We start from the raw sequence: 15349 nt of genomic DNA on the forward strand, positions 1-15349 counted from the left end.
GCATTACCGCTAAATCCTCAACCGCGCACTCAAGTTTCGTGAGTGCGCCTGATTGGCGTGCGCGGAAATTAGCCATAGAACACAGAAATTGAAATATCGGGGCGCCGGCTTCGGATCTTCCAGCTAGGAGAACCCCACCATGACCGCCCCACTGGACTTTGCGGCTCTGCCGCCCGAAATCAACTCCGCACGCATGTACACCGGCGCGGGCTCCGGACCAATGCTGGCAGCCGCGTCGGCCTGGAACGGGGTGGCCGCCGAACTGCGCGCCACCGCGTTGTCCTACCACTCGGTGCTGGCCGCGCTGACCGGCGAGGAATGGTACGGCCCGGCCGCCGCATCGATGGCAGCCGCCGTCGCACCCTACGTGACGTGGATGAGCACTACCGCCGTCCAGGCCGAGCAGTCCGCCGCCCAAGCCGAGGCCGCGGCGGGTGCCTACGAAGCCGCGTACGCCGCGACGGTGCCCCCGGCGGTGATCGCAGCAAACCGCACGTTGTTGAGGACGTTGATCGCCACCAACATCCTCGGCCAGAACACCCCCGCGATCGCCGCGACCGAGGCGCATTACTTCGAAATGTGGGCGCAGGACGCCGCCGCCATGTACGCGTACGCCGGCACCTCGGCCGCGGCCGCCCGGCTGACCCCTTTCGTCGAACCCCAGCCGACGACCAACCCCAACGGGCTGGCCGCCCAGGCAGCAGCCGTCGCCTCTGCCGGCACTCAGCAGAGCGCGCTATCGGAACTGGTCGCCGCGATACCTGGTGCACTACAAGGACTTTCGGGATCCAACGGCACCACCTTGTGGCAGATCATCTGGGACCTGCTGACTGGGTCCGGACCTGCCTGGTGGCAGGCCTTTTGGAACGCCTGGGGGCCCAACGCGAATGTCTGGAACACCATAACTTCGACTGGGCTCTTCGTGCCGGGCAGCGCGTTTGCTCCCTTCATGGCCAGCGTGCTGGCTGGTAACAGTGCCGCGGATGCGGCTGCGGAGGGCGTCGCCGCTGCCGCGACCGGGGTTGGCGATGCTGCCGCAGGCCCACTGGCGTCCGCGGGCGGATTGGGTGGCGCGGTATCGGCCGCTGCGGGCGACGCCGGCATCATCGGCAAGCTGTCGGTGCCACCGAGCTGGCTCGCGGCCGCACCATCGACAAGTCCCGTCGGGGCAGCACTCGGGGGCACTCCGATGGTCGCCCCACCGCCGGCCGTGGCCGCCGGTATGCCTGCGGTGCCCATGGGCAACATGTCCGGTCAGCCCTTCGGGCGTGCGGTGCCCCAATACGGGTTCCGTCCCACCTTCGTGACTCGCCCACCCGCCGCGGGGTAGCCCGGACGTCCAGAAAATTTACAGAAAGTGAGCAACTAGCTGACAGGCGCGTGTAACAACGCTGGCTTAACGCGTTGCGTACGCTCGCCTAGCGTTGGCAGCACGGAAGACAACGGCTGGCGGTAGCGGCGGATCGTAGGAGGTTCAGCGGGCGCCACGGATGGAGGGCAGGTTCAGGCGATGGAAGTGCGGGGCCGGGCGACCAGTGGCGTCGAATCCAGGGAGACTTAGGTCTCAAATGCCATCCGGCAACAGCCTCCGTCGACTCGCCTGGAGCTGTTGATGTGGCGGCCTTCGATGATGTTACGACCGCATACGAAATTCATAGCATGAACCATGGCAAGAATGGCGGCCGCTGATAAATTCGAAAAAGCACTGTGCCGATGCATTCCTTGAATACTGATCGTTGCGTCAGCGACGTACAGGGAAGCATTATTGGCGATTCAGGCAATAAAATGCGCAAAATTCACGGTCGCCGACAACGCGTGTCAGCGCTCCAATCGACGCGCTCTTGAATCCTTTGGGGTCGTTTGCGAAGTTGGCGTGTAGGTGTCTCTCAACTGCATCTTTGCCTTTGCACCTCGGTAGCTGTAAACGAGCCTCACCGGCGGCCAACGGTGGGTGAAACGCATTGTTTACGTTGCGCTTACGTGAGCGGAACCCAATGCAAATAAATTTTGCGCAGTATGTCATTATATCGGGCCGGGGAGCCTGAGGCAGGGCATGAAACAGGGGAGGAAAATCCAACCGTGACACGGTCGACGAATGGGGGGCCACGCGGCTTCGCCGTGGTTAAATGAGCGGCTCACTCACTCCCGAATCATTTGTATGTCTGGTGAGCCTGATGAGAGCCGGACTGATTCGTGTGCAGAACTACCAGGCCGTGATTACCATGACGGCAATATAGGGGACCGGAGGTAACACATATGGACTTCGGGGCGTTGCCGCCGGAAATCAACTCCGGTCGGATGTACGTGGGTGCGGGCTCAGCGCCGATGCTGGCCGCGGCCGCGGCCTGGGACGAGGTAGCGGCGCAACTGCACGCTGCCGCCGCCTCATACAGCTCCGCCATTGAGGGGCTGACGGTCGGGCCGTGGACGGGCCCGTCGTCGATCCTGATGGCGGCGGCGGCGGCTCCTTACGTGTCGTGGGTCAGTGCGACGGCCGCGCTGGCTGAGCAGGCCGGCACCCAGGCCAAGATCGCCGCGGCGGCCTACGAGACGGCGTTCGCCGCGACGGTTCCTCCGCCGGTCATCGAGGCCAACCGCGCCTTGTTGATGACGTTGCTCGCCACCAATATCTTCGGCCAGAACACCCCGGCGATCGCGGCCGCCGAAGCCCATTACGCAGAAATGTGGGCCCAGGATGCCGCCGCCATGTACGCCTACGCGGCCTCGTCGGCGACGGCGTCGGCGTTGACGCCGTTCAACGAACCCCCGCAAACCACGAACCCGTCGGCGGCGGCCGCACAATCGGCAACGGTGGCCCAGGCCGCCGCCAGCTCTACCGGCTCGGAGGTGACTTCCCAGCTCACCCAGCTGATCTCGGCGATGCCGAACGCGCTGCAAGGCCTGGCGACAAATCCGTCGGCGGCAGCAGTACCCGGGCTCACCTTGCCGCCGCTGCCTCCTTGGCTCGCGACCGACATCGCGAATTGGAACATCATCATGGCCACCCTCACCGGGCCGTATTCCATTCAGGGACTGACCTCCATCCCCGGTGGGCCATTCCTGTCGTTCGGGCAGATATACGCCTACGCACAGAACGGTCAAGGCCTACAAGCCTTCCTCACTCCCGCCAAACCCATCAGTGGAGCATTGGCACCCATCGCCCCGCAGCTGGGAGCGAACCTAACCTCTGCCGGTGGTGCCGGTGGCGCCCCCGTGGCATCGGGTGCCATGGGCCGTGCGGCGCTGGTGGGCAGTTTGTCGGTGCCGCAGGGCTGGACCACCGAAGCTCCCGCGATGCGAGCGCTTGCCTCGATATTTCCCACTGGGTTGACGGCCGCGCCGGCCGCCTCGCTGGCCGGCGAGGGCGGGGTGTTCAGCCAGATGGCGCTATCAAGCCTGGCGGGACGAGCCCTGGGGACAACTGCGTTTGGTTCCAGTGGCGGCGCTGCAGCGCACGCGGTGGGTGGTGTCGTCGCCGAGGCTGACCCGGCCGCGGCCACCATCATCGTGATACCGGCGATCGAGGACTAGGTAAGGGGCAAGCATGTTTTACGCGGCGCTACCGCCGGAGATCAACTCGGGCAGGATGTACACCGGACCAGGCGCAGAACCCATGCTGGCCGCCGCGGCGGCCTGGGACTCGCTGGCCGCCGAGCTGCAGTCCACGGTATCCCTCTACACGTCGGCGATTTCGGCGCTGGCCAGCGGACCCTGGGTCGGCCCGTCATGGATAGCCATGACCGCCGCCGTCGCTCCGTACCTGACCTGGCTGAGCACGACCGCCGCGCAGGCCAAAGAGACGGCCACGCAGGCCAACGCGGCAGCAAGCGCCTACGAGACCGCGTTCGCCGCGCATGTGCCGCCGCCGGTGATCGCCGCCAATCGCAGCCAACTTGCCTCGCTCGTGGCAACAAACCTCTTCGGACAGAACACGTCGGCAATCGCGGCCGCCGAGGCCCAGTACGCGGAATTCTGGGCCCAGGACGCTTCGGCGATGAACAGCTACGTGAGTTCGTCGGCGGCCGCCACCCAGGTCTCGGCCTTTACCGAGCCGCCCCAGACGACCAATGCGGCGGGTCTGGCCAGCCAGGGAGCCGCGGTAGGCCAGGCCGCCGGCGGGGCGGCGGCCACCGACTTGCAGTCCCTCTTGGGGGCGGCCGATCCGATTTCGACGCTGCTGCAGTGGGGCGCAGACCTTGCCACGGCGTACAACACCGCCGTCCCGCAACTCATCGACGCCATCTTCGGCCCCACCACCGCGGCGACGTACACGAGCTTGTATCAGGCCATCAAGGTTCCGCTCGGCTTCACTACGCAGTTCAACGACATCGGGCTGATCATCAACTTCCCGGCATCGCAGTTCTTGAAATTCGCCACCAAGCCCGGGGTACTCGGCGAGTTACCCAAGGACGCGCTGGGTGGCGGACTTGGAGTCGCTGGTCCGCACTGGGGCCGGGGCTGGTTGGCCAGCTCGGTGAACCCGGTGGCGGCGGACTTGGGACGCGGCACGCTGGTCGGCAAGTTGACGGTGCCGCCGAGCTGGGCACCGGCCACTCCGGGAATCCGGATGGTGGCCGCCGCCCTGTCGGCCGCTGGGCCAGACGCGGTGCCGGCCGCTGCGCTCAGCGAGGGGAGCCTGTTCAGTGCGATGTCCACCGCGGGGATGCTCGGCAGCGCCTTTGGCGCTGGAGCTCCCGACGCCTACGCGCGTGTCGGCGTGAAAGGGCGCCTCACAAAGATCAAGGACCTCAAAGACAAACACTCGCCTGAGCAGTTAAAGCGCCTGGTCGCACAGATTTCGGAGAAACCAGAGAGCGTCCAGCATCACAACGTCGATCAAGAAGGGCTGGACAGTCTGCTCGAGCAACTGTCGAAGAAGCCCGGTATTCACGCGGTCCACCTCACCAAAGGCGACAAGCCGAAAGTCTTGCCGTCGGATGCCTCGTTGGGCTGACGGGCATACCACCAGACATAGGAGAGTGTTAGAGCTATGAGACGGCTATTGGCGCTACTTGGCGTCGCGGCCATGATCGGTCTTGCCGCACCCGCGTATGCCGATCCGGACGACACCCACGACGGCGACGACGCGGCGTTCCTGGCGGCGCTGCAGCAAGCCGGCATTACTTACAGCAACCCAGCTTCGGCGATTGGCTCGGCGAAAGCGGTGTGTGGATGCCTGGATAACGGCGAATCGGGGCTGGAGCTACTCCACGACGTCAAGACTCGAAACCCCGGATTGGACATGGAAGCCGCGTCGCAATTCGCGCTGCTCGCGTCGAAATATTACTGCCCTCACCACCTTAGCCACGCCTGACCCAAGTCGTCTTTGCTCTCGCACCGGGTCGTTAGCGTCGACTCGGGGCCACTTGCCGTTCACCTGAACGTGGTTAGCTGCCGCCGCGCCGACGGGTTGGAAAGGAGTGCGCCGTCATGCAGACCCTCAGCATCGCCGATTTCGCGCTCCGGCTTGGCGTTGGAGTGGGCTGCGGTTCCCTGATCGGCTTCGAGCGGCAATGGCGGGCACGCATGGCCGGCCTGCGCACCAATGCTCTGGTGGCAACTGGCGCAACGTTGTTCGTCTTGTACGCGGCCGCAACCGAGGACAGCAGCCCCACCCGGGTCGCGTCATATGTGGTGTCCGGGATCGGGTTTCTAGGCGGCGGAGTGATTCTGCGCGAGGGCTTCAATGTCCGTGGTCTCAATACGGCCGCTACCCTGTGGTGCTCGGCGGCCGTGGGTGTGCTGGCCGCTTCGGGGCATTTGGTATTCACGGTGATCGCCACCGGTACGGTCGTGGCCATCCATCTGCTGGGGCGCCCGCTGGGCCGCCTGATCGACCACGACAACAGTGTCGAAGAGGACGAAAGCCTGCAGCCTTATCAGGTGGAGGTGGTTGGTCGGCGCAAATCCGCAAAGTACGCGCGCGCCCAGATCGTCCAGCACACCAGTAACAACGACATCACGCTCTGGGGCATTCACACGAGTCCATCCGATGACGACGACAAGGTCACCCTGGCCGCGCACCTGCTCATAGGCGGCCACGCACCGGCCAAGCTGGAGCGCATGGTGGCCGAATTGTCGCTACAGCCAGGCATTTACGCCGTGCACTGGTATGCCGGTGAACAAGCGACCGCGGATTGATCCTGCGCTAAGGGCGGGCCTGCAGGTCCGGTGCGGCGGCCGCCAGCAGGTCGGCGCGGCTTCTGGTCAAGGGTGGGTAGATCCGCTGGGTATTGATCGTCTGCTTAGTGGCCTTAGCCTGCGCTCCACGTGACACGACCATCCGATCCCACCCCTCGGTGTACACCGCCCCGGCCGGCCCTAGATCGAGAACCGTTACGTACCAAGGAATTCGAAGTGCCAGCATCGGCTGACCAAACAAGTCGCTGATGACGTTGTAACCGGCATAACGGCCCATCGGGCGCCCATGCTGACACGACATCACCGACAGGTGTTCGTCGTCCATGCGGGCCGCGGCTACGTCGCCCGCGGCGAACATCGCGGGCACCCCAACGACTCGAAGGTAGTCATCGACTGCGACCCTGCCCAGCCGGTCGCGGGCCACCGGCAGTTGTTCGGTCAGCGAGTTGGCCCGCATCCCCGCACACCACACCACCGTTGCCGTGGCGAGTTGCTCACCCGAGGAGAGCGATACGTTGTCCGGGCCGACCGCGGCAACGCCGACACCGGTCTTGGCTTCAACCCCGTTGTCCGCCAAGGCTTTTTCGATCACTGGCCGCGCCGATACCCCCATGTCGGAGCCGACGAAGGGGTTGTGGTCGACCAGCACGATCCGAGGGGTCATGCCCATGGCGCGCAGCCGGGCCGGCAGTTCGCAAGCGGTCTCGATGCCGGTGAGGCCGGCGCCGACGACAACGACAGTGGCCGCCGCGGGCGTCGCGGGACCGTCGGCCAGCTTCTGCAGGTGATGTTGCAGCTTGACCGCGCCGTCATAGGTGTCGACGTCGAAACCGAACTCCGGCAGGCCCGGCAGGTCCGGCCTGGCCACCCGACTTCCCGACGCGAGCACCAGGCGGTCGTAGGGGTAGGTCTGGCCACTTGCCGAGGTGACGCGCCGGGCGTCGGCGTCGATCCCGGTTACCTCGTCGGTGACATGTGCGACGCCGGCGGGGTCGAGCACGTCGGCGAGCGGAATGCGGCAGGCACTCAGGTCAGCCTCGTAATTGCGAACCCGGATGTCGTGAAACGGTTCTGCGCTCACAACGGTGATCTCGACACTGCCCGCCGGCACCGCGAGCTCGTCGAGCCGTCGTGCGGCGCCGAGGGCCGCCCACAGACCGGCGAACCCAGATCCGATTACCAGCACTTGGGTCACTGCAACACCTCGCGGATCTGCACCAGGGCTTCCATGGCGCTGCGATTGGGCAAGTACATCCACACGTGCAAAGCTCCTTCCCGCTCGTACCATCCGATGTCCAGGCCCTCGGCGAGCGCGCGGTTGCGGAAAGCCCGGGTGTCGGGGTTGAGCACATCGTGCGTTCCGGTGAACACCGTGAGCCGCGGCAGGCCGTCCAGTGGCCCCTGGCCCGGACTGACCAGGGGTGTGTCGAGTGGGTCGCCGCCGGCATAGCGCAGTCCCGCCGCCCGCAGGTCGTCGAGGTTGAGGAACGGATCGATCTTGGCGACGGCCGGGACGTCCGGATCCGGCAGCCCGACGTGCATCCAGGGGGATAGCAGGACGGCGTCAGTCGGCTGTGGCAGACCGGCGTCGCGCACCGCGTGACACAGCGCAAAGGCCATGCCGCCCCCGGCCGAATCGCCCATGAACGCAATCGAACTCGGATCGTGGTCGTCCAGCATGCGGCGGTACACCTGCAGTAGAAAGGGAAACACCTCGCGGTAGCTGTGCTCTGGAGCGATGGGGTAAATCGGCACGGTCAGCGTCCGGCCGGTGAGATTGGCCAGCTTTGCGATGGCCGGCCAGTGGAAGTGCGGCATCAGGTCCAGCACGTATGCCCCGCCGTGCAGGTACAACAACTGCCCGCCATTGGGCGCCGGCGAGCCCACCAGCGGCTTGACCTGGTAAACCGGGCGCCCGGCCACGTCGGCCCTGGTGACCTCGACCTTCTTCAGCACCCGCTTGGACGGCCGGCCGGTGTAGGGCAGCCGCGGATGGGCGGCCCAGCGGTCCAGCTTGGCGGCCGGAAAGAGCCGCTTGCGCATGCCGGTCGAGCGAAGCAGCCGGTGGCTGATGTTGAGTCTGAGCATTCTGCGGTCCATGGCAGTCATCAGTGTGTACTGCCCGGACAACCCATGCGACCGATGGTCACCGCCTGGGCAGTCGTGGTCGTAATCTGTCTGGTGTGGATGTCTACCCCGGGTTCTGGTCACTGCTGCCGCCGCCCTTGCGGGACCCGGTGCTGTTCGCCATCCCCTTCTTCTTGTTGCTGCTGGCCCTCGAAGGATTTGCCGCCCGCAAGCTGGAAAGTATCGAGACCAACGCCGATACCGGAAGGCGGCGGCCGGCTTCGGGTGCCTACCTCAGCCGCGATTCCATGGCGAGCATCTCGATGGGATTGGTTTCGATAGCCACCACCGCGGGTTGGAAGACGCTGGCCCTGCTTGGCTATGCCGCTCTGTATGCCTATCTGGCGCCGTGGCATCTCTCGCCGGGCCAGTGGTACACCTGGGTGGTCGCGATCCTGGGCGTCGATCTGCTCTATTACGTCTATCACCGGGCGGCTCATCGGGTCCGGCTGATCTGGGCGACGCATCAGGCCCACCACTCCAGCGAATATTTCAACTTCGCCACCGCGCTGCGCCAGAAGTGGAACAACAGCGGCGAAGTGCTCCTCTGGGCACCGCTGCCGCTGCTTGGGCTGCCGCCCTGGATGGTGTTCTTCAGCTGGTCGCTGAACTTGATCTACCAGTTCTGGGTGCACACCGAGCGGATCGGCAAGATGCCGCGGTGGTTCGAGTTCGTCTTCAATACACCCTCACATCACCGCGTGCATCACGGGATGGATCAGCTGTACCTGGACAAGAACTACGGCGGTATCTTCATCGTGTGGGACCGGCTGTTCGGAAGCTTTCAGGCCGAGCTGTTCCGGCCGCATTACGGCCTGACCAAGCAGGTCGACACGTTCAACATCTGGAAGCTGCAGATCCACGAATACGTGGCGATTGTCCGGGACTGGCGTTCCGCAACGCGGCTGCGGGACCGGCTGGGTTACGTCTTCGGGCCGCCGGGCTGGGAACCGCGGGTCAGCGCAAAGACGACCGCGACGACTCGTTTGGTCACGTCGCGGTAACGCCGGGCACCTCCGACGCGAACAACTCAATGTGCGTCCGGCACTGGCCGGCCTCGACGGATCGGAGTCCACATTGCGGCGCCTGGCACAGCGTGTATTGACCGCATCGGTTGCCCTCGCGGCGCTCGCCTCGGTCTATTCGCCGGCGACCGCCAAGGCCGACCCGACCCTCGTATTTCCCGGCATGGAGATCCACCAGGACAACCGCGTCTGCACGCTGGCCTATATCGACCGCAGTCAGCGCATCGCCTACACCGCCGGTCACTGCCGGGGCGCGGGACCGGTTACCGATGTCAACAACAACGTCATCGGCCATCTTGCGGCGTTTCGCGACAGCACACCCAGCGGCACGACGGTAGCCACCGACGAGTCGATCGACGACTACGAGGCGATCGCGCTGGCCGACAACGTCACGGTGAACGACGTCCTGCCGGGTGGGCGTCCTTTGGTATCGAATCCAAGCGTCATGGTCGCACCCGGCCAAGCGGTCTGCCATTTCGGTATCAGCACCGGTGAAACGTGTGGAACCGTCGATGCCGTCAACAACGGTTGGTTCACCATGTCCAATGGGGTGGCCAGCCAAAAGGGCGACTCGGGCGGACCGATCTACGTGGCGCCGGCCGGGGGCCCCGCGCAGATCGTCGGAATCTTCAACAGCGTCTGGGGGCAGTTTCCCGCGGCGGTGTCCTGGCAGTCAGTCCTGGGGCAGGCCCGGCAGGACCTCGGTACGCCGCCCAGGGCGTAGCGGTTAGTTTGCGAGCTCGAACACCGGGATCTGCGGTGCTGCGGCGCGCAGCTCGTCATCGCTGGACTGCGGGGTCAAGCCAACGACGTAGTCCTTGACCTGCCAGTACCAGCGCTGCAGATAGCGCCTGAGTACTTCGGGCTTGGCATCATCGGCGAGTTCGCGGATTTCGGCGCGCTCCTTGCGCCAGCTGGGTCCCAGCTCCACCACACCGGCCGCCCTGACATTGCGCGCCCACTGGGTGTTGCCGCGCGGTGAGACGACATAATCGACGCCGTCGACGGTGAGCAGGTTGATCACCACGGAACGCTGCTTGCCGCTCTTGCGGCCCCGCACCCGCAATGCGCGGGTGCCGGCGATGCTGATGCCCAGTTCGGCGAGCCAGCGGATCAGCGCGTTCGCTGCCTGGACGGCTCTATTCGGTTCCTCGTATCGCGTGGACATAGCGCAGCCTCTCGATTGACGGCAATTGAGAGCACCGCTCTCTTTGGTTACCGTGACACAGTCTTATCGGAAAAACAAGAGCAGTGATCTCGGTTGTGTCAGACTGGGCCGCGTGGGCAAGCGCCAGGAGTCGCGGGAACAGATCGAGGCGAGAATCGTCGAACTCGGCCGGCGCCACCTGGTGGATCACGGTGCTGCCGGTTTATCGCTGCGCGCCATCGCCCGCGAGCTGGGCATGGTGTCGTCGGCGGTCTACCGATATGTGTCCAGCCGTGACGAGCTGCTGACGTTGCTGCTCGTCGACGCCTATACCGACCTGGCCGACAGCGTGGACCGAGCACGCGACGCCACCCTCGCCGAGCTGTGGAGCGACGACGTGATCGCCATTGCTCGGGCGGTGCGCCGGTGGGCCGTCGCCCACCCGGCGCGGTGGGCGCTCCTGTACGGCAGCCCGGTGCCCGGGTATCACGCACCCCCTGAGCGCACGGTCGGAGTGGGTACCCGGGTGGTCGGGGCGTTCTTCGACGCGATCGCCGCCGGGATCGCCACCGGCGACATCATGTTGACGAATAGCCCGGCGCCCCGACCGATGGCGTCGGACTTCGAACGGATCCGGCATGAGTTCGGATTCCCCGGTGATGACCGCGTGGTCGCCAAATGCGTCCTGTTATGGGCCGGCGTGGTTGGTGCGGTCAGCCTCGAGGTGTTCGGGCAGTACGGCGCCGATACGCTGACCGATCCTGAATCGGTATTCGATGCTCAGTTGCGGCTGCTGGTGGATGTGCTGGGACAGCACTAAACGGGGCGCATCGCATGGAATTAGAACACGTTCATCCGGTCATTTGGAGACGGCCATCGCCGATCGCGGCAAAGTGGGCTATTCTGCGAAACGATGAGCTTTCCCGTTCAGTCTCCGACACAGATCGCATGGGTTACCACGGACCTGGACGCCACCGAAACGACCCTCACCGGCCTGTTAGGCGCCAAAAAGTGGGTCCGGATCCCCAATGTGCATTTCGCGCCGGACAGCTGCACCTATCGCGGCAAGCCTGCCGATTTCGTCGCCAGCATCTCGCTGAGCTATCTCGCGGACATGCAGCTGGAGCTGATCTCACCGGTCCGCGGGGAGAACATCTATAGTGACTTTCTGCGCGATCACGGGCCGGGCCTGCACCACATCTGCATCGAGGCCGAAACCCAGGAGCTATTCGACGCCGCGATCCTGGAGACGACTCATCATGGCGCCGAGGTGGTGCAGCAGGGCATGATGCCCGGCGGGATCCATTTCGCCTATGTGTCCGCGCCGCAGGCCGGGGTGCCGTTCATCGAGATCGCGCATCTGTCGCCACAAATCAGGGCGTTCTACGACTACGTCAAACAGGAGCAGCGGTGAGCCGCACCAACGACGATGCAGTGTGTAGCGGGGGAGAGGAGTGGCGCCCATGAGTACCCAGGTACCAGCGACTGTGGACGCGAACACGGTGTCGTCCTGGTCGGATGACGTCGACGTGGTGGTCATCGGCTTCGGAATCGGTGGTGGCTGCGCGGCGGTGGCCGCCGCGGCCGCCGGAGCGCGGGTGCTGCTGCTCGAACGCGCCGCCGCGGCCGGTGGCACCACTTCGCTTGCCGGCGGGCACTTCTACCTGGGCGGCGGAACCGCGGTACAGCAGGCGACCAATAATCCGGACTCGCCCGACGAGATGTACAAGTACCTGGTCGCGGTGTCCCGCCAACCCGATCACCAGAAGATCCGCGCGTACTGCTATGGCAGTGTGGAGCACTTCAACTGGCTGGAGGATCTGGGTTTTCAGTTCGAGCGCAGCTTCTTCCCGGGCAAGGCGGTAATCCAGCCCAACACCGAAGGGCTGATGTACACCGGCAACGAGAAGGTTTGGCCCTTCCTCGAGCAGGCGGTGCCCGCGCCCCGCGGACACAAAGTGCCGATCCCAGGTGACACCGGCGGGGCCAGCATGGTGATCGACCTGCTCGTCAAGCGGGCGGCCAGCTTAGGCGTGGAGGTCCGCTACGAAACGGGCGCCACCGAGCTCATCGTCGAGGGCTCGGGCCCGCAGAGCAGCGTGACCGGCGTCATGTGGAAGCGGTTCTCCGAAACCGGTGCGATCAAAGCCAAGTCGGTGATCATCGCCGCCGGCGGGTTTGTGATGAACCCGGACATGGTCGCCAAGTACACGCCGAAGCTCGCCGAGAAGCCGTTCGTGCTCGGCAATACCTACGATGACGGGCTCGGCATCCGGCTGGGCGAATCCGCTGGCGGCGCAACGCAACACATGGATCAGATCTTCATCACCGCGCCGCCGTACCCGCCCTCGATCCTGCTCACCGGCATCATCGTCAACAAGCTGGGGCAGCGGTTCGTCGCCGAGGACTCATACCACTCCAGGACCGCCGGCTTCATCATGGACCAGCCCGACAGCGCGGCCTACTTGATCGTCGACGAGGCCCACCTCGAGCACCCGAAAATGCCTCTGGTGCCGTTGATCGACGGGTGGGAGACCGTCACCGAAATGGAAGCCGCGCTTGGCATTCCGCAGGGCAACCTGGCGGCCACCCTAGACCGCTACAACACCTACGCCGCGCGCGGCGAGGATCCGGACTTTCACAAGCAACCGGAATTCCTTGCGGCGCAAGACAAAGGGCCATGGGGCGCCTTCGACATGTCGCTGGGCAAAGCGATGTACGCGGGATTCACCGTCGGCGGGCTGGCCACCTCGGTGGACGGTGAGGTGCTGCGCGAAGACGGGTCGGTGGTCGCTGGCCTGTACGCGGCCGGGGCATGCGCCTCCAACATCGCCCAGGACGGAAAGGGCTATGCCAGCGGCACCCAGCTGGGTGAGGGTTCGTTCTTCGGCCGCCGCGCCGGAGTGCACGCGGCGGCCAGGGCGGGCCGCTAGACCTTCGCCGGCTCCTTCTCCACCGGGCCCAGTTGCCATTCCCCGCCGCCGAGCAATTTGAGTTGTTGCTCGTGCAGCAGCTCGACGGCGAGACGGTGGCTGACACTGACCACGATGCAGTCCGGAAGTTCGCTGCGCAGCATCTGGTAGAGCGCGTATTCCAGCCCTTCATCCAGCGCCGACGTGCTTTCGTCGAGGAAGACGGCTTTGGGCTTGGTGAGCATGATGCGAGCGAAGGCCACGCGTTGCTGCTCGCCGGGGGAAAGCACCTTCGCCCAGTCCTGCTCTTCGTCCAGCCGGCCTGCCAGCGGCGCCAGCGCGACCTTTGCCAGCGTGTCTCGCACCAAATCGTCGGGCACATCGTCCGGGGAATTCGGGTAGCACACCACGGCGCGCAGACTGCCCAACGGCACATAGGGCAACTGCGACAAGAACATCGTTGCGTTGTCGCCGCCGGGGCAGCGCAGCGTGCCACTGGCGAACGGCCACAATTCGGCCAGGCTGCGCAACAGCGTGGTCTTGCCGACCCCGGACCTTCCGGTAATCACCAGCGACTCACCGGGTTCCAGCCGCAGATCGACCGGGTCGATCAACCGGTCACCGGCTGGGGTGCGCACTTCGACGCTACCGAGTTCGACGGCGCCGTCCTCGCTCGGGCGCGCCAGCACCGACGGCAGCGCCCGGCCCTGTTCGTTGGCCTCAACCAGGCCGTGCAACCGGATGATCGCGGCGCGAAATCCCGCGAACGCGTCATAGCTGTTGCGGAAGAACGACAGCGAGTCAGAGATATTGCCGAACGACGACGCCGTCTGGCTGACGTCACCGAAGTCGATCTGCCCGGCGAACAGCCGCGGCGCCTGGATCACCCACGGCAGCGGCACGATGGCCTGGCTGACCACCAGGTTCCAGCCATTGAATCCGATGCTTCGATTAACGAAGCGGAGGTAGTTGTCGATGATCGGGGTGAACCGCCGCTGCAATTGGGTCCGTTCCATCCGCTCGCCGCGGTAGAAACCCACGGCTTCGGCGGCGTCGCGCAACCGCACCAACGCGTACCGGAAAGCGGCATTGAGCTTTTCGTTGCGGAAGCTCAGCCAGATCAACGGACGCCCGATGATGAACGAGATGATCGTGGCAACGAGCACATAAACGATGACGGTCCAGAACATGGCGCGCGGAATTGACACCCCGAACAGGGTGAGGGGCCCGGACAGATTCCACAGAATACCGGCGAAGGAAATGACGGAAATAACCGATTGGACGGCCCCGAACAGCAGCGTGCTGCCCGTCCCGTTGGCGGGCTGATTCGGGTTGGGGCCGGTGCCGGCGGTGAAGATGTCGACGTCCTGCTGGATGCGCTGGTCGGGGTTGTCGATGGTTTCGTCGATGAACAGGTCCCGGTAGTAGGCCCGGCCGTCGAGCCAGTCCTGGGTCAGATGTCCGGTGAGCCAGACCCGCCAGGCGACGATAAAACGCTGGGTTAAGTAGATGTCGGCCATCACCCGGGCCACGTGGATGACGGCCATGATGCAAAAGATACCGATCGACACCCAAAACCCATGCACCCCTGAGCGTTTGATCGCATCGTTCTCCGACGCAATGCCTTCGAAGGCCTTCTGCAGGGCCGTGTACATGTCGTTGCCCTGATAGCTGAACAACACGTTCAGCCGGACCGCAAGGACCACCGAGAGCAACAGCACACCGAGCATGAGCCATACCCGGATGCTTTTCGGCCCGACGAAGTACTCGCGGGTGATCCGCCAGTACTGCCGGCCCCACGGCGTCAGGTAGCGAAGCAGGACCAGAACGACAATCAGACATACGGCGCTGATCGCCCACGCCTTGCCGACCCAGTACAGCGAATCCAGGAGTGCCCTAGACCAGTCGATGGAGGGATTGAACGGTTTGGGGCCCAAGGTCGGTGTCTCCTCACAGGCGAGGTGTTGCCAGCGGCGCGTCAACAGAAATCCTTCGGC

At 65.0% G+C, this 15349-nt stretch carries 14 protein-coding genes; 10 read left to right on the plus strand and 4 right to left on the minus strand.

What is annotated here, in order from left to right:
• Positions 1 to 139: 139 nt before the first annotated feature.
• The 5 genes from BST12_RS02125 (at position 140) to BST12_RS02145 (ending at position 6141) form a co-directional block, all read left to right on the plus strand.
• Positions 140 to 1330, plus strand: a complete 1191-nt coding sequence (locus BST12_RS02125; protein ID WP_083111348.1) for a PPE family protein — start codon at positions 140 to 142, stop codon at positions 1328 to 1330.
• A 926-nt stretch (positions 1331 to 2256) separates the two neighbouring features.
• Complete coding sequence (locus BST12_RS02130) at positions 2257 to 3531, plus strand: PPE family protein (RefSeq protein ID WP_083111349.1); 1275 nt, start codon at positions 2257 to 2259, stop codon at positions 3529 to 3531.
• Positions 3532 to 3544: 13 nt separating this feature from the next.
• On the plus strand, positions 3545 to 4954 hold the full coding sequence (locus tag BST12_RS02135) for a PPE family protein (RefSeq protein WP_083111350.1): 1410 nt from the start codon (positions 3545 to 3547) through the stop codon (positions 4952 to 4954).
• Positions 4955 to 4990: 36 nt separating this feature from the next.
• Positions 4991 to 5314 carry a DUF732 domain-containing protein gene (locus tag BST12_RS02140; RefSeq protein WP_083111351.1) on the plus strand — a complete coding sequence of 108 codons (324 nt, stop codon included), beginning with the start codon at positions 4991 to 4993 and terminating at the stop codon, positions 5312 to 5314.
• Between the two features lie 116 nt (positions 5315 to 5430).
• Positions 5431 to 6141, plus strand: coding sequence for an MgtC/SapB family protein (locus BST12_RS02145; protein WP_083111352.1), 711 nt, complete (start codon positions 5431 to 5433; stop codon positions 6139 to 6141).
• A 7-nt stretch (positions 6142 to 6148) separates the two neighbouring features.
• Here BST12_RS02145 and BST12_RS02150 read toward each other — a convergent pair whose 3' ends face one another.
• Both BST12_RS02150 and BST12_RS02155 read right to left on the minus strand, forming a co-directional pair.
• The gene (locus BST12_RS02150; protein WP_083111353.1) at positions 6149 to 7336 is read right to left on the minus strand and encodes an NAD(P)/FAD-dependent oxidoreductase; all 1188 of its coding nucleotides are present in this window, start codon (positions 7334 to 7336) and stop codon (positions 6149 to 6151) included.
• Positions 7333 to 8229, minus strand: coding sequence for an alpha/beta hydrolase fold domain-containing protein (locus BST12_RS02155; RefSeq protein ID WP_170062036.1), 897 nt, complete (start codon positions 8227 to 8229; stop codon positions 7333 to 7335). The genes BST12_RS02150 and BST12_RS02155 overlap by 4 nt, the downstream gene beginning before the upstream one ends.
• Before the next feature lie 95 nt (positions 8230 to 8324).
• Between BST12_RS02155 and BST12_RS02160 the strand changes: the two genes are divergently transcribed.
• Positions 8325 to 9272: a sterol desaturase family protein gene (locus BST12_RS02160; protein ID WP_211281190.1), complete on the plus strand. Its 948-nt coding sequence runs from the start codon at positions 8325 to 8327 to the stop codon at positions 9270 to 9272.
• A gap of 73 nt (positions 9273 to 9345) precedes the next feature.
• Entirely contained in the window at positions 9346 to 10017 is a 672-nt protein-coding gene (locus BST12_RS02165; protein ID WP_083111463.1) for an Rv1815 family serine proteinase, read from the plus strand.
• A 3-nt stretch (positions 10018 to 10020) separates the two neighbouring features.
• On the opposite strand, the gene BST12_RS02170 is transcribed toward BST12_RS02165, so the two are convergent.
• Positions 10021 to 10461 (minus strand): nitroreductase/quinone reductase family protein, encoded by a 441-nt coding sequence (locus BST12_RS02170; protein ID WP_083111355.1) that lies wholly within the window; start codon positions 10459 to 10461, stop codon positions 10021 to 10023.
• Between the two features lie 112 nt (positions 10462 to 10573).
• On the opposite strand from BST12_RS02170, the gene BST12_RS02175 reads away from it, so the two are divergent.
• From BST12_RS02175 to BST12_RS02185, 3 genes are all read left to right on the plus strand, one after another.
• Positions 10574 to 11260, plus strand: coding sequence for a TetR/AcrR family transcriptional regulator (locus BST12_RS02175; RefSeq protein ID WP_083111356.1), 687 nt, complete (start codon positions 10574 to 10576; stop codon positions 11258 to 11260).
• Positions 11261 to 11353: 93 nt separating this feature from the next.
• Positions 11354 to 11854, plus strand: a complete 501-nt coding sequence (locus tag BST12_RS02180) for a VOC family protein (RefSeq protein WP_083111357.1) — start codon at positions 11354 to 11356, stop codon at positions 11852 to 11854.
• Positions 11855 to 11903: 49 nt separating this feature from the next.
• Complete coding sequence (locus BST12_RS02185; RefSeq protein WP_083111358.1) at positions 11904 to 13373, plus strand: FAD-binding protein; 1470 nt, start codon at positions 11904 to 11906, stop codon at positions 13371 to 13373.
• Here the strand turns inward: BST12_RS02185 and bacA are convergent.
• Complete coding sequence (gene bacA, locus BST12_RS02190) at positions 13370 to 15289, minus strand: vitamin B12 ABC transporter pemease/ATP-binding protein BacA (RefSeq protein ID WP_083111359.1); 1920 nt, start codon at positions 15287 to 15289, stop codon at positions 13370 to 13372. The genes BST12_RS02185 and bacA overlap by 4 nt on opposite strands.
• Positions 15290 to 15349: the final 60 nt, after the last annotated feature.

The sequence above is a fragment of the Mycobacterium angelicum genome, from assembly GCF_002086155.1.
In the GTDB taxonomy this organism is placed as follows: Bacteria; Actinomycetota; Actinomycetes; order Mycobacteriales; family Mycobacteriaceae; genus Mycobacterium; species Mycobacterium angelicum.

Excerpts from the sequence above, each read along its gene's own strand:
- BST12_RS02125 (WP_083111348.1), top strand. The coding sequence starts at position 140 with ATGACCGCCCCACTGGACTTTGCGGCTCTGCCGCCCGAAATCAACTCC.
- BST12_RS02130 (WP_083111349.1), top strand. The coding sequence starts at position 2,257 with ATGGACTTCGGGGCGTTGCCGCCGGAAATCAACTCCGGTCGGATGTAC.
- BST12_RS02135 (WP_083111350.1), top strand. The coding sequence starts at position 3,545 with ATGTTTTACGCGGCGCTACCGCCGGAGATCAACTCGGGCAGGATGTAC.
- BST12_RS02140 (WP_083111351.1), top strand. The coding sequence starts at position 4,991 with ATGAGACGGCTATTGGCGCTACTTGGCGTCGCGGCCATGATCGGTCTT.
- BST12_RS02145 (WP_083111352.1), top strand. The coding sequence starts at position 5,431 with ATGCAGACCCTCAGCATCGCCGATTTCGCGCTCCGGCTTGGCGTTGGA.
- BST12_RS02155 (WP_170062036.1), bottom strand. The coding sequence starts at position 8,229 with ATGCTCAGACTCAACATCAGCCACCGGCTGCTTCGCTCGACCGGCATG.
- BST12_RS02170 (WP_083111355.1), bottom strand. The coding sequence starts at position 10,461 with ATGTCCACGCGATACGAGGAACCGAATAGAGCCGTCCAGGCAGCGAAC.
- BST12_RS02180 (WP_083111357.1), top strand. The coding sequence starts at position 11,354 with ATGAGCTTTCCCGTTCAGTCTCCGACACAGATCGCATGGGTTACCACG.
- BST12_RS02185 (WP_083111358.1), top strand. The coding sequence starts at position 11,904 with ATGAGTACCCAGGTACCAGCGACTGTGGACGCGAACACGGTGTCGTCC.